A 23,644-nucleotide genomic window follows, 5' to 3' on the forward strand; every position below is an offset into this window, starting at 1 on the left:
AGAGTCATCCAACTACTTAAACTTTGAAAGCCGAACGAATTTTAAAAAACAAAAACAAGTTGTGTTGCGCAACTTGGAAAGCTAATGCAAAGAAATAGACATTTTTTGATTAAAAAATGAATGAGTAGATTTTATTACATGTATAAAATTACATCAAACTTTTTAGCTACACAATTCAGAATTATAGCGAAAAAAAGCTTAAATTTCTGTTTAAATTGAGTGAGTCATACCCGATTAATTCATCTAATTCCAATCAATTAGGGTGATGAAATACTTGATAAATCTCCAGCTTGGAGATACTCAATAAAGCGCTGTTTTTCTGACACTGATAAATTTTTGAAGTATTCAAACAAACGCAAGCCATCAAGCGTATCAGTAGATCGACTCACTTCAGTGATTTGATCATCTTGTAAATCATTAGCCATGAGTTGAGCAAATAGTTCATCATATTGTTCCCTGATTTGGTTTTGTTCTACTTCAACAATTTTTCGATTTTCTAACTTAAAATGTTGTACATCTACTTCATTGTTTAAAATCAATTCAGAGCATGCAGATGCGATAATTTGAATTTGTGGGAATGCTTCATGCAAACGGCTGAGTACGTTTTGCACAAAATCTTCATCTACTTGAGCATCAATATTGTCAATTAATAGAATGCCTTCACCATCAAGGCATGGGTCAATACTATGAGGATTCAGGAGACAAAGTCGTCTGACAATATCACCTACTAAACACAACCATTGACGATACGAATTAGATAATTGCGAAAAAGGAATTTCTTGACCATTTTGTACCAGCATCAATTGGATCTTGGGCGTGTATTCAATATAAATGTCACTGATCGATGGGAATAATGTCTGGATGGCTTTCTTGAGTGCTTTGAGTGATGGTAGTTGCATCTCTGCTTCAAGATTCAATAATTTTGCAACTAAATCCTCTTGGTCATGATGAGAGGATAATTTTTGATTGGTTTGAATTTTTTGAAAAACTTGTGCTAATCGTGCATTTTCGATGTCGCTAATTTCACGAAACCATTCGAAGAACCGAGCAAAGGTTGTATAAGGGAGTGCTGCAAGTTCATAGGCTGCGTGTGTTTGTAATACAGCAGGATTATTTTTGCTTAGCAAATTCACTTCGTTGATAAAGCGATCAGAAGGATAGTAGGCCACCATAGGCATGCCTTGAGCAGGATCTTGTTTGATCGCTTGTTGATAAAGATGAACGAGTGATTCTAATTGAGTCGTTAGCGCTTTACTATGACCTACACCTTTACTGGTTAATGTTTTATAGAGTTGCCATTCGCACAAACCATCTTCATTGTGTTGCACAGTCGCAGCCTGTTCAATAGATCCAATATCCGTGGGATATTGAACACAAATATCTATTTTGGCTTGAATGTGTTTGTGCTTAATATCAGAATCAAGCATGACTACACCAGCGGTTCTTAAATCTTTGGCACGTGCAGCAAACCACGTTAAAGCTTGATAAATATTTTTAATAATCGCAGTTTTACCAGAGGCCTGATCACCTAAAATAATAGATATTGGTCGTTGAGTTGGATCAAATTTAATTTTTATATCTGAAAAATGATAACAGTGACGTAACTGAATAGATTGAACTTTCATATTTTGCCTGCAACTTATCGTAGGGGATTATGCTGTTGCTTTCGTTTTAATCGTGGATTTAAGTTTGAGTTGTTGTATTAAATCATAAATATGATGAATATTTAAGCTGCTTTTTGCTCGTGTACATGCAACATAAAGTAAACGTAATTCTTCATCGCTAATTTTATGTTCTAGTCCATTAATTTTAAATTGGTAATCATCTTCTAAATGCACACGATTCCACTCTAAACCTTTGGCTTTATGAGCGGTTGAGATTACATAGTCCGCTTGTTCAATCGGTGTGATTTTGGCAAGAGCTCGTTTGAGTGGATCTGTACCATGTTCATCAACCAATTTAACCAAAGGCTTGATGTCGCTACCATCATTTGTTTCACAATATTCATGCACATCATGCCAAGAGTTAAACCAAGCTAACTCTGGAACGTCCGTTACTCTTTTACCTTGTTTAAGTAAGCTTGCAGCGTCAACAAAGCGATTTAATTTCGCATGATCGGCTTGCAGGCTCACTTTGTCCCCTTGAACTAATCCTGAGAGTAAAAGTTCCATCGCGCGTGCGTTAGTACGGCATAAAATCGCATCTCGCATTTTGGTATGAGGCTTGTTGACGACTTTTGATTGGAGTTCGGGGTTGCCAATCAACGGAACAGTCTCATTGAGTGCGCCTAATAAGTGATTAGCAACTTCAGCGATATCATCACCAAAACGGAATGAAGTGGTTAGGCGCGATTCGGGTAAAGGCATTTGTTGCATTGCATTGACTGCCCCACGCCATGCATAAATTTGTTGATGTGCATCGCCGACATAGATGACTTGCGTACTTTTTTGCTTGAGTAAAATCCCTAGCATGAGTGGGTCAGCATCCTGTGCTTCATCAAACAATACATAGTCTGCGGGTATAAAAGGATCTGATAAAGCCCATAATTTGAGATAGATATCATGCCCAATGCCAGCCTGATGATTAGGGTCGATTGATTCTAACCAACGACGTTCGACTGCAGGATAGAGGTGTTGCTGTAATACCGCAATATCGTCAGCATGTAGCCAACTTGGTGCTTGAATATGTCGGGGTGCAGGATATTGCGAGCTTGTTGAACAGAAATAACTAACAGCATTAGCAACTAAGCCCGCCAAACGACTAGGCATAAGCGCATATTTTTCGTAACGCCCCCCCATGAGTCGGCGTAATGTGATGGGTTGCAAACGGTATTCTTTGGCAATAAAGCTCGGGCTCAAGCGTGGGAGTCTAAGTTTATCTGTCACTCCACGTGGAACGCTTCGAAATGCTAAAGAGTGGAATGTACGACAATCCACGCGCTGATGAAATTTTTGTTGAGCCTCGCTGGCAATCGCTTTGTTAAAGGCAAGATACATACCGCGACGCTGTTGCATCGCATCACTGACTAATTTAAGCGTTGTTGTTTTACCTGTACCTGCATAGGCAATCACTTTGAAGGATTGACCAGATTGCGCTTGTTGAATCGCAATTTCTTGTTCTAAGGTAGGTTTGACAATGACAGACACAGGTTGATAAATCTTCAATGGTTTTAAAAATGATCAGTGAGTATAGCAAGAATTTACAAAGGGGAGAGTTCAATCTTCTTCTTTTTGGATGGGGAGTCTTCGGCGACTTAAAAAGCCGAATTAAATAAAAAAGCCATGTTTGAACATGGCTTTAAAGAGTAAATTAATGCGTGCGATTTGCTTTTTCAACAAGTCCTGACAGACCCTGACGTCGTGCAAGCTCATTTAAAACGAGTTGAATATCAAGATCGAAGTAACCCAGCATCACTATGGTATGGAACCAAACATCAGCAACTTCATAAATTAAATCATTTTGGTGATCCAGCGTCGCTTCTTGTTTGAAATCTTTAGCAGCTATTACCGTTTCAAAACTTTCTTCACCAATTTTTTCAAGTATTTTATTAAGACCCTTATGATAAAGCTTTGCCACATAAGAAGAGTCAGGATCTGCAGATTTACGTTCTGCCATCATTTGACCAAGATAATGTAATACATCGACTTGCTCAGCTTGAGCTGTTGATGCATTCATCACTTTACTATGCGCATTCTCAGACTTTTCGCCATAAATTTGGTTCGGATCTTTCAATTGAGCGTCTACAATTTCCCAACCGTTTGATGTTAAGCGGCGATAAAAACATGATTCACGTCCCGTATGGCAAGCAATGCCACCATGTTGCTCAATTTGAAGAACGATCACATCAGCATCACAATCTAAACGAATTTCATGCACAGTTTGGAAGTGACCTGATTCTTCGCCTTTATGCCACAATTTGCTGCGTGAACGAGAGTAGTAAACAGCTTGATTTTTTTCTGCTGTAAGTGCCAAAGACTCACGATTCATCCAAGCCACCATCAACACTCGACCTGTTTGATGATGCTGAGCAATGGCAGGGATTAAACCTTGTTCGTTAAATTTTACTTCATCGAGCCATTGCGTATTGTTCATAAGGATTTCACCAGAATTAAATGAGACACTACAAAATTGTAGGTCATTAGTTTAAGCGAATAAATCTTTGTAGGGGAGAGTAGAAATTAATTTATTTAAGATCTTGCATGTATTCTTCAAAGTTTTGCTTATGGATCATTTCTAGGAATGCATCCCCTAATCGTTGACTTTCAGCTACAGACTGTTTCCAAAGCTCGATTCGTTTTTTTTGATCAAGCCCTTTCAGTGTGAAATCTTTGCGATCAGGAAGACGTCCTAAAGGAAGTGATCTTAAATAAGACTCAGAGGGTGAAATCAATACGGTTCGTGCTTGATATTCAGCATTAGATCTACGTTTTTTGAGGAACTTATCGAACCAACCTGGTGTTATTTGATCTGTAAAATGAGGGTAGAGGACAATCCCATGACTCGGTAAAGGTAGATCGATATGATAATCAATTAGCCCGCCATCACGATAAGCAGCGACATCTGCACCATCGATATTTCTGACCGCCGGCATCACAAATGGAATGGATGCAGATGCCATTAACCAATCTTCTAAATTTTTTTCAGTCAACGCATAATCAAGGTGTTCGAATTCATTTTTGATGAGTGAAAGTCGTGAAGCGTTGTGTGGTTGAGCAATTGTACGTTGCATGAAGTGTCCAATTTTAGCTCTCGAAAAAGTATTGAGACCGATAATGCCAGCGACTGCACGGGCAAGCATAAGAGGATGATCACTTTGAAAATTTTTCGATGACTTTACTGCCAAAATAGCCAGATGGTAGTCGGGATGATCAATAATTTGATTGGTTTTACCTTGAAGGAGGGCTTTAAGCATGCCGCGACAGACGTCTCCAACTTCAATAATATTCATCTTAGGTCGAAATTCAAGATGGGTATATAACTCTGCTAATTTGGATGTGCCTGCTTGTGCACCATGCGCTGCAATACTTGCAAAACGCCAACTCCCAATGGATGAGCCAATTAAAGTCCGTTTTTTGGGTGCTTGAGCAAAGAACTCACCAAAAACAGCTTGGTCCAATCCTTGAATTCCAATACCTTTGGGACCACCTGCTGCTCCAGGAACAAAATCAACCGCACTGGCTTGTAAACCTTGTTCTTGAATGATCTTTTTTGCTTTATAACCTACATGAATATTCAAGCAAGGTTGAGTGTTCTTGAGGATATGTGTCATAAGCAATTCAGCGACTAAAACCTATTGAAGTAGTAAGTTTTGACATGAGATAGTGAACTTATTTCACCATACGCCAAATGGCAATAAAGGATGCCAATACAATTAAAATCATGGAGATAAACCATGGTGCGATCACAGCAATTGAGAGCAGAATTGCGATTACACTTCCGAAAATCCAACTACGCTTTTGCTGATGCTCCATTTGCAAGCGCAGCGTTTGAAGTTCATTCAATTGTTTAGCATGCCATGCAGACTGATTTTTTAAACCGTTAAGACTGTCAATCAGTAAAGTCGGTAAATCCTGAGCGCCCAATAACAAGTCTGGGATTTTTTGTCCCAATTCTTTAATATTTTTTTGAGGATTCATTTGGGCTTTAACCCAATCCGTTAGAATTGGCTTTGCTAACTTCCAAATATCTAATTCAGGATAAAGGTCTGTACCTAAGCCTTCAACATGCACTAAGGTTTTAAGCAATAACATCAGTTGCGGTGGGATTTCTAAATGAAAACGTCGAGCGATGTCCATCACTTGGATCAATATGCCTGCGAAATCTAACTCATGCATCGGTTTTGAAACCATAGGTCCCACTGTACGACGCATTTCACGTGCTAAAGCATCTTGATCCGTGCCTGGTGGAATCCAACCTGCTTGATGCACAATCTGAATCAATTGCATGAAATCACTGTTCATGACTGCCAGCAACATACGTGCTATCGTCATTTGATCATGCTTGGAAAGCTCGCCCATGATGGCGCAATCGAGCGCAATAAATCTTGGGTTTTGTGGATTAATCGTTTCTACGAAAACATTACCCGGATGCATATCTGCATGGAAAAAATTATCGCGAAACACTTGAGTAAAAAAGATTGTTAAGCCTTTTTCTGCTAAGTCTGCACGATTCATTCCTAAACGATCAAAGGTCGCAGTATCTGAGATAGGCACACCAGTGATACGCTCTGCCACCATTACATCCGAACTATCCATATACACTTCAGGCACATACATCATGCTTGAGCCAGTAAAATAATGGCGCATACGTCGTGTATTTTCGGCTTCAAGAGTCAAGTCGAGTTCATTTAAAATAATTTGACGATAATCTTGAATAATTTCAGATAGATGTAAAGCACGGGCAGCTTCTAGCCTTTTTTCTAAATAGTGACCAAGCCATTCTAAAATTTCAAAATCTTGAATAATTTGAGCACGTATATTTGGGCGAGTTACTTTCACGACAACTTCACGACCATCGTGAAGAGCAGCGGTATGTACTTGGGCAATTGAAGCAGCAGCTAGTGGCTTATCATCGAAGCGCGCAAATAATGTGGAAACATCTGCTTTAAGTGAATCTTGAATTCTTTGCTTAGCCACTCCAAGATCGAAAGGTTTAACACGATCTTGTAATAACACCAATTGTTGTAATATTTCTGGTGGAATTAGATCGCGACGCGTAGAGAGGAGCTGCCCTAATTTAATTGCGAGTGGCCCCATTTCTTCTAAAGCTTCTTTAAGCTTTAAAGAATTTTTACGTTCTCGACTAGAAAGTGCAGCAGGATGCAAACGTATAAGATTCAGCAGGGGACGAACCTTTGCAGGAATATCTTCCGCAGGAACCAACGTGTCGAGTCTATAGTGCGCAGCTATACGCCAAAGTTCGATTAAACGTCTAATGTGCGGAATCATATATGCAATTACCTGAAATCTACGAAGGGTTAAATTTTGATTTTAAAAGCTGAATTTTTGCTTCTAGTCGATCAATATCTTGATTAAGCTGGCGAGTTCCATGGAGAAGATCGTCCATTTGCCAACGTGGTGCGAATAGTCCAGTATCTTCTTTTAAAAAGTCTTCCGCAAAAAAAAGATGAGATTGAAGAGACTTAATTAAATGTTGTGGTGCTAATTGAACCTTGCCGATTTGACTTGCAAGATTAGGTCCGATCCAATCACTCAATTGCGAAGCGAGGTCTGGCTCAGCATTTTGTATAATTTTTTGAATGTCTTGCAGAAGGCGATAGTCACCTTGAACAGGGATATTGCCAATGTCATCTGCTAGAAATAATTTGCACAATTCGACCACATTATTAACATGCAATGTGGAATCTGCTTCAGTAATCGTTTGAGCTTGCTCCCAAGGTCGCTGTTCGAAAATAGAGGGTTGAGTGCTATGACCTGTTACTGTTGGTTCTAAACGAACTTTATTTTCATCAAAAAACACATCAACGGAAAGCTGTGGTGTATCAATCACAACACGAAGCATTTTCCCTTGTAATTGGTTAAATTGGATACGAGTAATCGCATCCAAATTAATCCAATGATGTATGGTTTTTTCAACTGCACCCAGTGCTAAGATTGACCACATGACGAAGTGCTACCTGCGGTTAGAGTTTAAAACCACGGTGAACTGCAACAATACCACCTGTCAAATTGTGATAATCGCAGTTTTGGAAGCCCGCATTTTCCATCATGCTTTTCAATGTGCGTTGATCTGGGTGCATACGAATTGATTCAGCAAGATATTTATAGCTTTCAGCATCATTTGCCACAATTTTACCCATGATTGGTAAAGCAGTGAATGAGTACAAATCATAGAGTTTTGAGAAAGGCTCAAAGACTGGTTTTGAAAACTCTAATACAAGTAAGCGACCACCTGGTTTAAGTACACGATACATTGCTGCAAGCGCTGCATCTTTGTCTGTTACATTGCGCAGACCAAAACTGATGGTGAGTAAATCAAAACTGTTATCTTCGAAAGGTTCAAGGGTTTCAGCATTCGCCAGTACAAAATCAACGTTGGTACAACCCGCGTCGATCAGACGGTCGCGACCTACATTCAGCATGGATTCATTAATATCAGATAATACAACATGCCCAGTAGGACCAACTTCACGGCTAAATACTTTCGCTAAATCACCAGTACCACCAGCGATATCTAAAACGCGTTGCCCACGGCGAACGCCAGACATATTAATGGCAAAACGTTTCCACAAACGATGAATACCAAATGACATTAAGTCATTCATAATGTCGTATTTCGCGGCAACTGAATGGAAAACTTCAGCGACTTTTTGCGCTTTCTCTTCAGAATTTACGGTTTTATAACCGAAGTGTGTCGTTGGTCCAACGTTTCCAGTATTCGCACCACGTGGCAAATTATATTTCGGCACTGAAGAATGTACTGGCGTATCTGTCAGTTGCTCTTGTAGCGATTGTTGCTGACCTTGAGGTGCGCCAGTTGGTAATGGATCTGTTAAAAAAGGACTCACGTTGTCTTTATTATTTGCCGGCTCAACCTGAGCATGAGGCTGTTGATTTTCATTAGACATTCGAGTCACTCCTGAACACAAATAATATTAAATCTGAATTAAACTGCATAATGACAGATTCTTCAGTTTTTTTCAGTCTAGATTATGCAATTGATATGAATAATATACAGAATTAAAGCGAAGTTTCATCCATGAAATGAGAAGATGTTCTTTTATTTTCGATATTCTGACCAGACGCTTTTACGCTTTTTTGGCTGATCAGAATCTTGGCTGATGAATTTTAATTAAGCGATTTGGAAGGGATTTTCTTTCCCTGAGTGTACATTATTTACAATGATTCGCTCTTTTTCAGTAAAACTCCGAATGAAGGTGGCAGCCGATTTCATTGGTTTCATAGCGACAAAGCCTTCACCAATAAAGTCATACATCAGTTCAAAATTATATTTGCTTGCTGCACCTTTACACATTTTAAACGCTGTGTGCATGATGAATGAACGCATGTATTTGTCCAGACTCAGACCGAGCTCATCCAACAGATTGAGTTGTTCATGGCGCGCTTGCTCTTGATCTAAAGCCACTAGAGTTTCACGCATCATTTCATCAGTAATTGGTTGGTCTTTTGGATAATGTTGGAGTAAATACTGTGCAACTTGTTCATCCAATTGCATTGCCAAGACCGCTAGTCCTACAGACTTTAATCCGGTTTTAATAGCATTTTCTGGAATGATTTTTTCAGCTTTGTGTGCGTATTTTAGTAAACGTTCGATTTGCAATGCTAGGTCATCAAATTCTGGGCCACCATAAAGACGGTTAATAAAATATTGAGCCATCAACTTATTTTTGTCTTCAGCGAATAACTCAGCATGTGTTTGAAGTATGCGCTGTTTTAGCCAATTTTGAGCATCATTTAACCTTTGTTTGAGTGCCGGATCCTGATGATAATTGAGTTGTTTGTATTGTTCTAAAAGTTGATCTAATGCAGCAAGTTTGGACATGTTCTAGCTCAATTAAAAGGACTGAAAAAAGCATAATAGGTTAGATTGCGCTCGACTATGACTGTTGAAATCTAAAATAAAACCTTTCAGGTCAGTCATGGATGAAAAGACAATTGCAATAAATTGTACCTGAAGATTTAAGTTGATACTGTTCCTTGCGTATACTGTCGAAAATACAATAATTTTGAGTGGGCTATGTCTGAACTAAAACAACAATTTGATAAAAATACTGATCAACCCGAAGATAAGAACAAAATATTTGATGCAGATCAGATCAATTTAGACTTAATTGAAGCGCAATATGCTCTCAAAGATACACGTGGTAAGAAAAATGCCAAAAGCTTGGTGGTGTTGGTAAGTGGCATTGAGTTAGCAGGTAAAGGAGAATCGGTTAAGCAATTAAGAGAATGGGTTGATCCACGATATTTGAAAGTCAAAGCTGACCCTCCTCACCTTATTCAGCCGAATATCCCATATTGGCAACCTTATGCACGTTATATTCCTGCTGAAGGACAAATGATCGTCATGTTTGGAAATTGGTATAGTAATCTTTTAGCCACATCCTTACATGTTTCAAAACCATTTGATGAAACCATGTTCGAAAATTATTTGCAGCAAATGCAAAGCTTTGAGCAGGATTTAAAAAATAATCATGTTGATGTCGTGAAAGTTTGGTTTGATTTATCGTGGAAATCATTACAGAAGCGTTTAGATAAAATTGAACCTTCGGAGCAGCGTTGGCATAAATTGCATGGGCTGGATTGGCGCAATAAAAAACAATATGAAAATGTACAACGATTACGTCAAAAATTTACCCAAGACTGGGTCATTATCGATTGTGAAGATGAAGTATGTCGTGATCAGAAATTCGCAGAAGTTGTATTAGCGCGACTGAAAGATTTGCCAAATCATCCTCAAAAAATGCGCCAAAAATGGCATCAAGCGGATATCCCAGAAATTTTAACGTCCCCCAATGAAGCAGTACTTGAAAAAGATCAGTATAAGGCTGAACTCAAGAAACTGACCAAGAAGGTCGCTGAAGCATTACGCGCAGAAGGACAAAAAACGGTGATCGTTTTTGAGGGGATGGATGCCGCAGGTAAAGGTGGTACGATCAAGCGTATTGTGAAAAAGCTCGATCCAAGAGAATATGGCATTTATAACATTTCTGCGCCCGAAAAGTATGAATTGGCGCGGCCTTATCTCTGGCGTTTTTGGAATAAACTGCTTGAAGATGAAAAAATCTCGATTTTCGATCGCTCTTGGTATGGTCGTGTATTGGTGGAAAGAGTTGAAGGTTTTGCAACGGATGTGGAGTGGAAACGTGCATATGATGAGATTAATCGCTTTGAAAAAGATCTAGTAGATACGCAAACAGTCGTTATTAAGTTTTGGTTGGCCATCAGTCAAGAAGAGCAAGCCAATCGTTTCAAAGCACGAGAGGAAACACCGCATAAGCGTTTTAAAATTACGGCTGAAGATTGGCGTAATCGCAAACGTTGGGATGATTATTTATTGGCTGCAGCAGACATGCTCCACCGAACAAATACCGAAGATGCGCCGTGGTATATCATTGCTACCAATGATAAATATACTGCACGCCTTGAAATTTTGAAGGCAATTTTGAAACAATTAAAAGTAGATGTTTAGAACTGATGAGAGATATAAATAAAGCCCTTACAGGACTTTATTTATACGTCTAAGGTTTTATGTGTTAAGCGTATTTCACAACATTTGCTTGTTGTTTTTGTTGAATGCTTTTGGCAAGTTTATAGCTTTCTTCAACATGAGCCTCAGCCACTTTTTTCATGACAATATAACCCAAGCTAGCTGCAATAATTGAACCGCCCAATGGAATAAACTTAGTCACTTGCTTGGTCAACACTTTGGCTGCCATATTGTTCAGCGAAGCTTTAGCGGCAGTACGAGCCACGACTAGACCAGAAAACTCGAAACCGCGTTTGCGTAGTTCGTTCCAATGGATTTTTTTGGTTTGAGGATCAAAGACGCTGATTTGTTCAGGAGCTAAGCCAAAGCGAGCATTAATTTCTGGAATTAAAATTGACAACATACCTACGTCAATCACAACATCTAAAAAGGGCACTGGAATGACAGCAACACCTGCTGAAACATAAGAGCGTTTTTTGACGAGATCAAGACATTCATCTCGAATTTGTTCTAAATTTAAATTTGGGTCGATTGTTTCTGGAATTTTATCAATTTTCATTTATTTATCACCTAATCAAAGTCTATGGTTCTCGATCCATCACATGATGAACATAGCGCGAGATGAAAGTTTTATTAAAGTCATAAAGTAAAAGTGACATAGTCAGATTAAGATGTATAGTAATTTATGTTTATGATTTTGTTCACACAACTTCATAACGTGTTCGTTGTATGGTGAAAGGGACCTTATGGGAATTCATGTAATTCAAAGTCAGCGCATTGAAGTTCTGGTACAAGGCATCATCACGACTCAAAAGCGTCCCACGAACAACCCATTTGCAGTTCTACAGCAACAACATTTCGTGGTGCCTTCTGCGGCAATGCAAGAGTGGTTAACCCAACGGTTATCTGAGCACCAAGGCATCAGTGCAAATACATTTTTCCATCAACGTATTCGTGGCTTTCAATGGTATGCCTACCAGCAAATTTTGAGTGACAAAGATAAAGTACGTAAAGCGAATATTCCACGTCTGATTATGAAGTGGCGTATTTTCCAAGCACTCAAACCTTTTATACAGCGTGCGCATAATCAGCTTGAGGTTGAACATCCTTTATTCCCATTAATCACACGTATCTATGACAGCGCAGCACGTATTGAACAGTCAAATGAACAATATCGAAAAAAAATGAGCATGTTGTATTGGGTATCTGATCAAGTGTCAAAATTGTTCAGCAATTACATGATTTATCGAGCAGAGTGTCGCCGAGCATGTGAATATGATTGTCGTTGTCCTGAAAATTGGATTCAGGTATGGGGGCGTAATGAAGCACTCAATATTGAACAACAATTACAATATTTAAATGATCAAGATTCCAGTTTTAAATTTTCGCAGGCACAACAATTAGAGGCTTGGCAACGTTGGTTATGGCTCAATATTTTTCATGAAGACTTTGTTGAAATGCAAAGTATTGATCATGATTTTTGGGCTGTACTTCGTGATGAACAGCAACAGAAAATAGCCCTCAAAAAACTACCACAGCAACTGATCGTTTTTACACTCTTGGATTTACCACCAAGTCAATTACAGTTTTTGCGCCGTTTGGGTCAGTACATTGATGTGTTGATTTTGCATTACAATCCCTCACAAGAATATTGGGCGGATAGTGTCGATCCGAATTGGAAAAAACAATATGACTTAAAGCTTAAAGAGCGATATATCGAAAAGTTTCAGCAAAAGCATCAAAGAAAACCAGCTGATAATGAAATTGAGCAGTTTTTTGAGAATTTTAGTCTGAGCTTTAATGGGCTGGCACGTGAGTCCAGACATCCCTTATTAACACGAATGGGCAAGCAGGCACGTGATCACTTTTCTCTGTTGTCTAACCTTTCCTCTGGTGATGAGGGGCAATGGATAGATGCTTTTGTGGATGCAGCACCGCAGCATTTACTGAGCCAATTGCAATCAGATATTTTACATTTGGTTGAACCTCAAGCTCAAAGTTATGTATTAGATCCAGCAGACGATTCAATCCACATTCATGTTTGTCATTCCGCTGTACGACAGCTTGAAGTCTTAAAAGATCAATTGACCCGATGGCTTGCTCAGTCAACAGCAGAAGCACCACGCCGTCCGAGTGATATTTTAGTTCTTGCGCCTGATCTGAAACAAATTGAGCCTTTGATACGGAGTGTGTTTCCGCAAAAAAATACTGCAACAGGTGTTTATCTGCCAGTAAAGCTAGCTGGTATCACGCAGTTAGATACAGTATTGGCATGGCGTTCAGTGTTAGGGCGAATTGAACTGATACAAAGTCGATTTACCATTGATGATTTTGCTGATTGGTTGAACTTAGCAGCGACCCAGGTGAGATATTGCTTAGACATTAACGGGGCTGAGCGCATCTTATCGTTGTTGAGACAAGCGGGATTTCGACGAGGTTTGGATGAGCAACATTTGCAAAAAACATTGGCGGAGTATGATCAAGACTATCGGTTCAGTTTTAAGTATGCCTTAGATCGTTTGGCGCTGGGTGTGGCTGTTCCAGTTCATGCGATGTTTCAGGAGACCTTAAGTTCTCATGTAGTGGACTCGGGTGATTTTCACTTAATTGCCACGCTCATTGAAATATATAAGCACTTTGTAGAGCGTCGAGATTGGCTCACGACGATTGAAATCGAAAATGATCAAGAGACGTCAGAGCATGTTGAATTTTGGCTCAATCGTTTAATTTTAGAAGTTAATGAGTTTGAAAGCGCTGGTGTAAGCTCGTTAGAGATGATTAAAGAGATTATTCAAAAGCAAATAAGAATGCTAACGCTGGCAAATTTCTATGAAGAACATGATCAAGCCATTCTTAAAAACATACGGTTGCCTTTGAGCTATATTCTGACTGAAATCCAAAGCACCCTTGAATCGCAACTTGATTATGCATTGCCAACTGGACAAATTACATTTAGTCAAATTGGTTTGATTCGGCCAATACCGTATAAGTTAATTGTCATGATGAATTTAGATGGCGGGAAGTTTCCAAATCGGGAGAGCCATTTACCTTTTGATTTAATGGATTTACTCAAGCCAATGATTGGTGATCGATCACGTTTAGATGATGATCAAGGTGCTTTTTTAGACGCTTTGTTATTGGCCAAAGATAATCTCTGGCTATTCTATAATGGTTTTGATGTAGCCGATGGTGAAGTGCGAGATCCATCAAGTAGTGTTCAGGAATTGCTCCAACATCTCGCGTGGATCATAAAAACATCAGATCAATCTTCCTCGAATCCTCTCATTGATATAGATGGCATTCAAGTTCATCAAAATTTGAGCACACTCTATACGGTGCATCCTTTGCAACCCTTTGATCCTGATGGTTTTCAGCAACAGCATCAGCGCTATGACGATGAATGGTATGCCGTGGCTTCTAACCTCAATCGTCAGGATCAACGTGGTCATAGAGCGGCCTGGATTAATACCTCGCTTGAATTGAATCAGGACATCATGGTCTTGGACGCTGAACAATGGATCAAAGATATTTGTTTTCCTGCGCGCCTTTATTTAAAAACCGTAGGCGTATCTAATTTAAAGGATCAGGATTTACCTGAGGTGAATGAGCCGCTGTTATTAGATGGATTAGCACGATACTCTATTCGTGACTTTTTACAACAGCAGCCTAATGTTTCGAAGCTTCAGACTGAATTACTCAGTGACCAGCTTCCTGTCGGTAAATTACAAGAAGTCAGTTTGAAAATGAGTCTGTTAGAACATCAGCAGTTATTAAAAAGACAAAAGTACTATATTGATGAGCCGACCAAAATCACTCAGCGCGTCATAGCAATAGATGATATACATCTTCAAGTGACCGTTCCTCAAGGGGATGAGACGAGTTGGGTGGGTGTTTCAACATCCAGTGCACGAGCACAACGACGAGCACATGTGTGGTTAGAATACTTACTTTGGTTAAGTTATCGAGACTTACCAGATCACCTTGCAACTGAAATGCAGCGCATCCAAATCTTTAGCGATAAAACCATCATGTGTACTGGCCTGACGACGAAACAAGCTCAGGATATGCTTTCTCAATGGATTCAGGCATATAAACAAGCCCAAATAGAGCCTCTCGTTTTACCTGCAGCATTGCTGATGAAACTTGCGGTAGATGGAAAAGCATTAGAATGGGTCACTGATGAAGAGGGTCATCAGCAGTTAAATAACTTCGATAAGCTATTAAATGAGTGGAATAAAAGCGATGCCTTTCTGAGTTATAGTTTAAATGACAGTGAAGAAAGTCATTTGCACCGAGATTGGCAGTATATTTTACAGGATTTAGATGCTGAGCACTTATTAAAACAAGCGTGTGATCAGTTTGCTTATGTTTTATATCAGCCGATATATATGTATCAATCGGAGGCTGAAATATGAGTCAAAAGCCTATAGTCTCATATCAGCCAATTGTGGATATGCATTTCACTGGATTGCATTGGATTGAGGCTTCTGCAGGGACTGGAAAAACGTATACGCTCTCCAGCCTCATGGTCAGAATTTTATTAGAAGAATATTTACCAAAGCAGATTATTGCGACGACATTTACACGCAAAGCAGCGGCTGAATTGAAAAGTCGAATTCGTGCACGTTTAATCGAGGTACTTGGACTTTTAGAGTCATGTCGTGAGCTAACTCAAGATCAAGTTCAGGCGCGTGCAAAATTAGAATCAGATATTTTATATCAAGTGATTTTAAATCAATTTTCTGGCTTGATTGCACATGCATGTGCACGTTTAAAATTGGTGATAGATCAGCTTGAAGAACTCTTTGTTGGGACCTTGGATAGCTTTAGCCAAAAGCTTCTTCGTGAATTTGCATTTGAGAGCGGTAAAATTGAACGAATGCAAATCACCAATGATGCAAAACAATATACGGTTCAGTTAATTCATGATGAATTACGGGCATGGATTCAACAGCAGCCTCAATCAACTGTAGATTATTTGCTGCTTAAGAAAAAAATTAAGTCACAAGATGCTTATATCGATTTAATTGAAACGAGTTTGAATTTTTCCTCTGCTTATTTCAAAGCAGTGCCAGCGCCGACCATAGATGTAGACGCTTTCAGAACTCATGCAGAGCGCTTCATACAGATCGAGCTTGAAACGCTAGATTCATTAACAGACTTTTATGATCCTGAAGGGCAGTATTATGCTGTAGTCGCAAAGAAGTGGCGCGATCAAGATAAATTAAAAATGACACTCACGCAGTTGTTGCCTGAATTCCTTGATCAAGTTAAATCCCAAGGCATTGAAGTCATTTTTGCGTCGCATCTCAGCACTCATCTTAGTCAGTTGAATGAATTAAGAAAAAAAGTTCTCAACAAATGTCCCGTCGATGTTTTGGCGGCATTTGAGCAACATCCTATTATTGTTGAACTTGCTGAGTTTTTTAAACAGTTTGACAAGCTCAACCAACAACTCGAGCATTTGGAGAGTTATTTACAATATTATTTAGCACAACAAGTAAAACAACGTTTGCCAGAGTTGTTACAGCAAAAATCAGAAACCACATTTTCACAGCAAATTCGAACTTTGGCCGAAGCACTGCAGGGAGCGCAAGGTCAGGAGTTTGCAAAGTACGTTCACGCGCGTTACCCACTTATTTTAGTGGATGAGTTTCAGGATACCAACCAAGATCAAGATGATATGTTGGCGCAGATTTGGAGACATCCAAGTCGTGTGAAGCAGGGTTGTATGATTATGGTGGGAGACCGTAAGCAAGCGATCTACGGTTTCCGCGGTGGAGACATGCTCACGTTCCTAAAAGCATATCAAGATGTTGAAACTAAAGCAGGGCGTTTTTACCAACTTGTGCATAATCATCGCTCAGTGAAACCATTGGTCGAAGTCGTCGATGCATTGTTTCAACAACAAATGGATTTTGGTGAACAAGTTGTATATACGCCTGTTACAGCAGGTACTCGATCGCATCCATTATTGATCCAATCCGGTTTAGAAAATTATGCTCCGCTTCGTTGGGTTCAAGTAAATGATAAGGAACACGAGTTAGAGCAGGTTGCTTGGAAGATACTGGATCTGCTCAATCAGGCTGCCCAAAGTCAGCTATATTTCGAAAAGCAGGGGCAACGTATTGAGCTTCAGGCAGATGATATCGCTGTTTTGTCTCGTAACAATCCTGATTTAGATAAAGTTCATCATCACTTATTGATGTTAGGCATTCCTGTAAATCGACCTTCACGAAAAAGTGTCTTCAAAAGTGGAATTGCTCGAGATGTTGGTGCAATTTTGACAGCCATCATGAATCCATTTGATGAAGCTAAATTAAAGAGAGCTTTACTTACACGATTGATGGGTTTTAATTTACATCGTTTTTTGCAACTTCAAATTCAAGCAGATGGCTTAAGTTTATTTATCACGAAATTTGAAGAAATTCGTGAAATGTGGATGGGCCAAGGCTTTTTAACAGCATGGCAAAGTTTCCTCACAGAATTCAAAGTTTGGACAAACTTGGTTGAGCAATTCAGCTATGACAATGAACGCGAAGTGGTCAATCTACGACACATTTCAGAGTTGTTGAGCCAAAACAGTGATGAGTTAAGAGGTATGCATACCCTTTATCATTGGTATATGCGGCAGCTTTCAAATCCGATGGAAAGAGAGTGGGAAATTGAAAGACAGTTGAGTAATCAAGCGGGCGTTCACCTTTTAACTATTCACCAATCTAAAGGATTGGAGTTTAAGATTGTATTCTTGCTTGGCGCAGATCGTAAACTGTCAGATCGAAGCGAACTTAACTTTTCAATTCGTGAAGTGCAGGATCATGGAACTGGAAAGTCCGTCGCACAACGTGTCGTGGCGTTAAAGCGTGAAGAATTATTGGAACCATTAGAGGTTGAGCAACATGACCAACGTGCTTTGGCAGAGCATCGACGATTATGGTATGTAGCCTTAACTCGAGCACAACACCGCGTTTATTCAATGATGAGTGATCAAAAAGGGCAATCTATTTATGGTTTGGCGTTTTGGCGTGGTCATGGTGCGAACCAATTTCAGCATGCTTTCAGTTTAGATGAGCCATGTTTAGAGCAATGCCCTGAGAAAGTAATCGCAAAAAAAGAACATCATACTGTTCAAATGATTGCGCAGAAATATCCTCAAGTTCATTTTTATCCTAGAGCCAAAACCAGTTTTAGTTATCTCGCACAACATTTGAGTCATCAACAAATTAAAGATCGTATGGCGGCTCAAGATATGATTGAACATCATGCGAGTGATGAGGTCAATGCTGTGACGCTCGTGACTCCATATCAATTTGAGGATTTGGATCATCAACAACCTTTGAGTTGGATTCGTGCTCATTTTCCGATGGGAACATTAGCTGGAAATTTCCTACATGAAATTTTTGAACATATCGATTTTCAAGATCGCCGAGATTGGACATTAGAAATTCGCCGCCGTTTTAAAAATGCCTATTCGAGTTTATGGGAGCAATTATTCGCTAAATTTCAATCAGATTTTCCTCAACATCATGATGCCGAGCAACATCTGTTAGAAATGATGGCTGAATGGTTAGCAGAGGTTTTAGAGACACCTATTCAACCTGAATTTCGACTCAAACAATTAGTACCTGAAGCACATTTGGCTGAATTTCCATTCTATTTGGCTTTAGCAGACCGAATATTTGGTATTCAGCGTATTCAGCAATTATTTTTAGAGTTTGGGCTTAATATGCCCGAATTCAATGCTGCAAATTCAGCACGTTACCTCAATGGTTCAATTGACTTGGTTTATTATGATGGGAAGCGCTATCACATTGCCGACTATAAGAGTAATTATCTCGGAAATCATGTGGAAGACTATTCAGCTCAAGCTATTCAGCTGAGCATGACGCATGCAAGTTATTGGCTACAAGCAGCCCTATATTTGGTGGCATTACATCGCTATTTAAGTATTCATATTGATGACTACAACATCGATCGAGATCTTGGTGGTGCCAGTTATTTATATTTACGTGGGATGAATGGCACTGACCAATATGGATTTAATTATTGGCGTCCTAGTTCAGAATTTATTCTAAGATTAGATGCAATATTGGGCTATTTTGCTGAGGATAAAAACAGCAAAATAGCATGAATATTTAAATGAATTTATTATTAATCATTAATTTATCTTGTGGATAATATTGATGATAAATGTGTAGATAACTATGAGGATAACTGTGTGGAAATTAACCAGAATGAAAAAGTTGATGTTCCTCAATGGGTAACAACTTGGGCTGAATATATCCTAAATCAGTATCTTTCATCAGATGATTTAAATGAACAATCCATTAACACCATTGAACAAGTTCTGATGGCATCTACTGTCGGCGATAGTTGTATTGATTTGAAAGGGGAGGTTATCCAAGATCTGAGTAAGTTGCTCGTGAGCGCAGAGCTTGCAGAACAACAGGTCGCGCCTTTTGTTTATGATCAGAACTATTTGTATTTATATCGCTATTGGCAATTAGAGCAGCGTTTAGCTCAACAAGTTTATCGTTTAAAGCAGCAAACGATAGTGCCTGTAGATTGCACAAAATATGAAAAATTATTAATCGATCCATTTCAAAAGCAAGCCTTAGAAATAGTATCAAGGCAAGCGCTGAGTATGATTACAGGTGGTCCGGGTACAGGGAAAACGTATACTCTAGCGCGTATTATTGCCGTATTAAATGAGTCGAATCATCAGTTAAGAATCGCAATGGCTGCACCGACAGGGAAAGCTGCACAGCGAATGAAAGAAGCATTGCAAAACTCATTAAATGACGATGCAATGCTCAATATGGGTTTGGATATTGCCCACTTAAAGCAGCAAAATACGTTAACGATTCACCGTCTTCTGGGTTTAGGGCATAGCGCTCAACCTAAATACAGTCTGAAAAAGCCATTACCCTATGATGTGGTGGTGATTGATGAAGCCTCAATGCTCGATCTCAATCTCGCGACGATGCTTTTTGAAGCAATTCCAGACCAATGTCGTTTGATCTTGTTAGGGGATGCACAGCAGTTGGCCTCGGTTGATGTGGGGATGGTATTGGCGGATTTACAACAAGTAAAAGCGCTTAATGACCATCACGTCAATTTAGTGACCAGTCGAAGATTCAAAGCAGGTGCAAAAATCGGTGATTTGGCAAGGTTCATCCAATCACATGAATGCTCACCACAAAGCTCGAAAGTTGATGTATTGGCTAAATTTGAGAAGGAGATTTGTAGAGCGTCTGAAATCCAACAGATTAATTTAGCTGAGCTTCAAGAGGATCTTGTTCAACTAGAGTATTTGAATAAAGAATATTCAGATCAAGATTTAAAAGCCTATTACCTTAAATTAAGCTCGGGGTTTACGGATTACTTTAAAGCACTCAACCTTTATGTCAGAAATGGATATCAGCAGCAGGATGTGGCTGAAATTATCCAAAAATTTGATGATTATAGGATCTTAGCTGCAGTGAGACATGGACATTTGGGATTGAATCGTTTGAATGATGAAATTGAAAGGGAGCTATTTCAGCACATGCGGATATCACGACACGACCTTTGGTATATTGGTCGCCCTGTCATGATGACATATAACGATTATCAACTCGGGCTTTCTAATGGTGATATTGGGATATGTCTCAGACATTGCCAGTTTGCTGATCAATTTGAAGTATATTTTCCAAGTCTTGACCAATGGTTTCCAGCATCACGTTTACCAAAGTCAATGCAAACCTGTTATGCGCTGAGCATTCATAAGTCGCAAGGTTCTGAATTTAAACACACTGCAGTTGTATTAGATGAGTTTGCGTCACGTCTATTGAGCCAAGAATTATTGTATACCGCGATTACGAGGGCAAAAAAAGCAGTCAGTTTATTGGTGGATACTGATGCTTTATTTGAGGCAATAAACATTAAAACAATAAGAAAAACAGGTTTATTGAATAAATTAAACACTTTATTTATATCTAATATTTAACGATTGGTTGAAAATAGAAAACCTTTGTAGGAAATATCTTACAAGGATTCGAGAAATTGGCGCATAGAGCTTCGTACAATTTTTTGCGATGATTGCTTGCATAAAAGGTTCAACACGGAAAGTTGAGCAATATCGCATAATTACAATAATTTATAGTCGAGAGACTGCGAACTTACAATGATGTAAGTGATAAAAGAGGAAACTTACAGCCGCTAAGCCTTGTAGTTTTGGGAGAGACTACAGGGCTTTTTTATATACATATAAGATTAAATTGATTACATAATGTACGTAATTTCTTACATAAAGATCAGAAAACTGCGACTTGTGTTGCATAATGAATCTGGCAAAATAGTCATATAAGGAAATGAAACCTTAAGAACAAGGACCGTATTAATAATAAATGTGTGTGCAGCACTTACAATAAAAATATAAATAACAGAATCATAACTAAAATATAAGAATCTACAGCGCAAAAAAGGCCCTATGACTTGTCATAGGGCCTTTTTTAACCGTTTATCTCAATTTTAATTTTTAGGCATCTTTATACTTGTTTTGACTTAATGATTCTATTAAAGTGAGTAAAAATTATCACTTTATAAAAAAACCATGAAAAAATTCATAATTTTAATCATTTTGGTGAGTCTTGTTCTGTTTGGGTTGTATAAATGTTTTAAGCCTGCAGATCAAACTAGTTCCTCAGTCGCTCAGATTGATTCTCTATCTGCTTCTGAGCGTGGACAGCAAACGCCAATATCGCCTAACGAAGATAAAGTCGAAGATTTAAATGAGTCTGAGAAGATGCCTGTTACTGATTCTCCAGATTTAGTAGATCCGAAGAGCGATTTTTCGATTAAGCCTATTGATCCAGAAACTGATCCAGCCAATCAAGTGTAATTTTTTACCCTGCGCACTAAAAACATAACAACGGAGAACAATTATGTTTAAAACTTTATCATTAAGCGCATGTTTGAGTGTTTTGATGGTCGGTACTGCAATGGCTCAAATGAGTCCTGTAGCAGCTAACGCTAAATTGAACAATCAGGCAAAACAAAAAGTGTCGAAAGGTGGTATTAATCTGTCGGCATTATTGAACAACAGTTCAAATGATCTAATCGTTGAATATCATATTGACATTAATCATTTAGAAAATAATCGCGCTCAACTTCGTGAACATCTTGCTCAAAAGAAGCAATCGATTCAATCGAACTTTAAGCGTTTAGGTGGTATTCAATTACTACGCGATTATAATGCCTTACCATATAGTTTTCATCGCGTTCAAAAGCGTGACACGCTCGTAAGCTTATTGAATGACCCGAATGTAAAAGCAATTTATCCAAATAATATTTCTTATACGACAGCATCTCAAAGTCTACCATTAATTGGTCAAGTGCCTGCAGCTGCGCAAGGCTATACTGGTGCGGGGACAACAATTGCTATCTTAGATACAGGTATTAATTACCACCATTCAGACTTTGGTAATTGTACAGCGCCAGGTGTACCATCATCCACTTGCAAAGTTTCGGATTCTATTGAAATTGCTCAAGAAGACGATACATTAGAATTAGATGTTAATGGACATGGAACTAACGTTGCAGCAATTGCTTCTAAAGTTGCACCAGATGCAAAAATTGTGATGCTTGATGTGTTCACCGGCAGTACAGCTAGAACTGGTGGTGGCGCATCCGATTATGACATAATTGGTGCCTTGAACTGGGTAGCGAACCATGCCCAAAGCAAAAACATTAAATCAGTAAACTTAAGCATTGGTAATGGACGTAGTTATTCCTCAACTTGTACTAGTTCCGTACTTACAGATTCTTTTTCGAAGTTGAGAGGCTATGGGGTATTACCAGTAGTTGCATCTGGCAATGATGGCCATCTGAGTGGTATATCCTATCCAGCATGTACTGCGGGTGCAGTCAGTGTAGGGGCAGTTTATGATGCTAACGTAGGTTCGATTGCATTTAGCAATTGCTCTGACAGTGCAACTTATAGCGACAAAGTAACGTGTTTCAGTAACTCTAGTCGTAATTTAACTTTATTGGCGCCTGGTTCACGTATCACCGCTGGTGGATATACAATGGATGGTACTTCAATGGCTGCACCTCACATTGCTGGTGCTGTTGCTGTGTTACGTGCGAATAATGCTTTCCCGAATGAATCTCTGGATCAAATTGTTGCACGTATGACGTCTACGGGAACTTTGGTTACGGATCATCGTAACTCAATTCGAACACCTCGTTTGAATTTAATTGCTGCGTTAAATGGTGCTCCATCTACTCCAGCACCACAACCCCCTGTTATTGACCCACCTGTAGTGACGCCAACTCCTACGCCAACACCAACGCCAGCACCAAAACGTAACTGTCGTACTTTCTTTTTTGTGACAATCTGCACTGGTTAATTAATAGCTAATAGATGAAAACTTTAAAAAAAGGCATCTAAATGATGCCTTTTTTACATTGA

The 23,644-nt window shown here is 39.1% G+C and carries 15 protein-coding genes; 6 read left to right on the forward strand and 9 right to left on the reverse strand.

The window, feature by feature from the left end:
- Positions 1–257: 257 nt before the first annotated feature.
- From AC1M9P_RS03600 to AC1M9P_RS03635, 8 genes are all read right to left on the reverse strand, one after another.
- Positions 258–1,625, reverse strand: coding sequence for an AAA family ATPase (locus AC1M9P_RS03600; RefSeq protein WP_481586743.1), 1,368 nt, complete (start codon positions 1,623–1,625; stop codon positions 258–260).
- A 27-nt stretch (positions 1,626–1,652) separates the two neighbouring features.
- Positions 1,653–3,146: a UvrD-helicase domain-containing protein gene (locus AC1M9P_RS03605; RefSeq protein WP_481586744.1), complete on the reverse strand. Its 1,494-nt coding sequence runs from the start codon at positions 3,144–3,146 to the stop codon at positions 1,653–1,655.
- Positions 3,147–3,309: 163 nt separating this feature from the next.
- A complete protein-coding gene (gene hisIE, locus AC1M9P_RS03610; protein ID WP_092767251.1) occupies positions 3,310–4,092 on the reverse strand; it encodes a bifunctional phosphoribosyl-AMP cyclohydrolase/phosphoribosyl-ATP diphosphatase HisIE in 783 nt (260 codons plus the stop codon).
- A 91-nt stretch (positions 4,093–4,183) separates the two neighbouring features.
- On the reverse strand, positions 4,184–5,269 hold the full coding sequence (locus AC1M9P_RS03615; protein WP_481586745.1) for a patatin-like phospholipase family protein: 1,086 nt from the start codon (positions 5,267–5,269) through the stop codon (positions 4,184–4,186).
- Positions 5,270–5,327: 58 nt separating this feature from the next.
- The gene (locus AC1M9P_RS03620; RefSeq protein ID WP_481586746.1) at positions 5,328–6,947 is read right to left on the reverse strand and encodes an ABC1 kinase family protein; all 1,620 of its coding nucleotides are present in this window, start codon (positions 6,945–6,947) and stop codon (positions 5,328–5,330) included.
- A 19-nt stretch (positions 6,948–6,966) separates the two neighbouring features.
- Entirely contained in the window at positions 6,967–7,623 is a 657-nt protein-coding gene (locus AC1M9P_RS03625; protein ID WP_481586747.1) for a ubiquinone biosynthesis accessory factor UbiJ, read from the reverse strand.
- Between the two features lie 19 nt (positions 7,624–7,642).
- Positions 7,643–8,587: a bifunctional demethylmenaquinone methyltransferase/2-methoxy-6-polyprenyl-1,4-benzoquinol methylase UbiE gene (ubiE, locus tag AC1M9P_RS03630; protein WP_035264034.1), complete on the reverse strand. Its 945-nt coding sequence runs from the start codon at positions 8,585–8,587 to the stop codon at positions 7,643–7,645.
- Between the two features lie 224 nt (positions 8,588–8,811).
- Positions 8,812–9,522, reverse strand: a complete 711-nt coding sequence (locus tag AC1M9P_RS03635; RefSeq protein ID WP_179998845.1) for a DUF8198 family protein — start codon at positions 9,520–9,522, stop codon at positions 8,812–8,814.
- Between the two features lie 195 nt (positions 9,523–9,717).
- Here AC1M9P_RS03635 and pap point away from each other — a divergent pair, with 195 nt between their 5' ends.
- A complete protein-coding gene (gene pap, locus AC1M9P_RS03640) occupies positions 9,718–11,172 on the forward strand; it encodes a polyphosphate:AMP phosphotransferase (RefSeq protein WP_481586748.1) in 1,455 nt (484 codons plus the stop codon).
- Between the two features lie 64 nt (positions 11,173–11,236).
- On the opposite strand, the gene AC1M9P_RS03645 is transcribed toward pap, so the two are convergent.
- Positions 11,237–11,749, reverse strand: a complete 513-nt coding sequence (locus AC1M9P_RS03645; RefSeq protein ID WP_092767239.1) for a hypothetical protein — start codon at positions 11,747–11,749, stop codon at positions 11,237–11,239.
- Positions 11,750–11,936: 187 nt separating this feature from the next.
- On the opposite strand from AC1M9P_RS03645, the gene AC1M9P_RS03650 reads away from it, so the two are divergent.
- The 5 genes from AC1M9P_RS03650 to AC1M9P_RS03670 all read left to right on the forward strand — a co-directional run bounded on the left by AC1M9P_RS03650 (position 11,937) and on the right by AC1M9P_RS03670 (position 23,582).
- Positions 11,937–15,605, forward strand: coding sequence for an exodeoxyribonuclease V subunit gamma (locus AC1M9P_RS03650; protein ID WP_481586749.1), 3,669 nt, complete (start codon positions 11,937–11,939; stop codon positions 15,603–15,605).
- Complete coding sequence (locus AC1M9P_RS03655) at positions 15,602–19,321, forward strand: UvrD-helicase domain-containing protein (RefSeq protein ID WP_481586750.1); 3,720 nt, start codon at positions 15,602–15,604, stop codon at positions 19,319–19,321. Before AC1M9P_RS03650 ends, AC1M9P_RS03655 begins: the two co-directional genes overlap by 4 nt.
- An 87-nt stretch (positions 19,322–19,408) precedes the next feature.
- Positions 19,409–21,178: an exodeoxyribonuclease V subunit alpha gene (recD, locus tag AC1M9P_RS03660; RefSeq protein WP_481586751.1), complete on the forward strand. Its 1,770-nt coding sequence runs from the start codon at positions 19,409–19,411 to the stop codon at positions 21,176–21,178.
- Between the two features lie 606 nt (positions 21,179–21,784).
- Positions 21,785–22,072 (forward strand): hypothetical protein, encoded by a 288-nt coding sequence (locus tag AC1M9P_RS03665; protein WP_092767232.1) that lies wholly within the window; start codon positions 21,785–21,787, stop codon positions 22,070–22,072.
- A gap of 43 nt (positions 22,073–22,115) precedes the next feature.
- Positions 22,116–23,582 (forward strand): S8 family peptidase, encoded by a 1,467-nt coding sequence (locus tag AC1M9P_RS03670; protein WP_092767230.1) that lies wholly within the window; start codon positions 22,116–22,118, stop codon positions 23,580–23,582.
- Positions 23,583–23,644 lie beyond the last annotated feature (62 nt).

The sequence above is a fragment of the Acinetobacter sp. 25-47-122 genome, assembly GCF_056779695.1.

Excerpts from the sequence above, each read along its gene's own strand:
- AC1M9P_RS03625 (WP_481586747.1), bottom strand. The coding sequence starts at position 7,623 with ATGTGGTCAATCTTAGCACTGGGTGCAGTTGAAAAAACCATACATCAT.
- hisIE (WP_092767251.1), bottom strand. The coding sequence starts at position 4,092 with ATGAACAATACGCAATGGCTCGATGAAGTAAAATTTAACGAACAAGGT.
- ubiE (WP_035264034.1), bottom strand. The coding sequence starts at position 8,587 with ATGTCTAATGAAAATCAACAGCCTCATGCTCAGGTTGAGCCGGCAAAT.
- pap (WP_481586748.1), top strand. The coding sequence starts at position 9,718 with ATGTCTGAACTAAAACAACAATTTGATAAAAATACTGATCAACCCGAA.
- AC1M9P_RS03615 (WP_481586745.1), bottom strand. The coding sequence starts at position 5,269 with ATGACACATATCCTCAAGAACACTCAACCTTGCTTGAATATTCATGTA.
- AC1M9P_RS03655 (WP_481586750.1), top strand. The coding sequence starts at position 15,602 with ATGAGTCAAAAGCCTATAGTCTCATATCAGCCAATTGTGGATATGCAT.
- AC1M9P_RS03670 (WP_092767230.1), top strand. The coding sequence starts at position 22,116 with ATGTTTAAAACTTTATCATTAAGCGCATGTTTGAGTGTTTTGATGGTC.
- AC1M9P_RS03600 (WP_481586743.1), bottom strand. The coding sequence starts at position 1,625 with ATGAAAGTTCAATCTATTCAGTTACGTCACTGTTATCATTTTTCAGAT.
- AC1M9P_RS03665 (WP_092767232.1), top strand. The coding sequence starts at position 21,785 with ATGAAAAAATTCATAATTTTAATCATTTTGGTGAGTCTTGTTCTGTTT.
- AC1M9P_RS03635 (WP_179998845.1), bottom strand. The coding sequence starts at position 9,522 with ATGTCCAAACTTGCTGCATTAGATCAACTTTTAGAACAATACAAACAA.
- AC1M9P_RS03620 (WP_481586746.1), bottom strand. The coding sequence starts at position 6,947 with ATGATTCCGCACATTAGACGTTTAATCGAACTTTGGCGTATAGCTGCG.
- AC1M9P_RS03645 (WP_092767239.1), bottom strand. The coding sequence starts at position 11,749 with ATGAAAATTGATAAAATTCCAGAAACAATCGACCCAAATTTAAATTTA.
- AC1M9P_RS03650 (WP_481586749.1), top strand. The coding sequence starts at position 11,937 with ATGGGAATTCATGTAATTCAAAGTCAGCGCATTGAAGTTCTGGTACAA.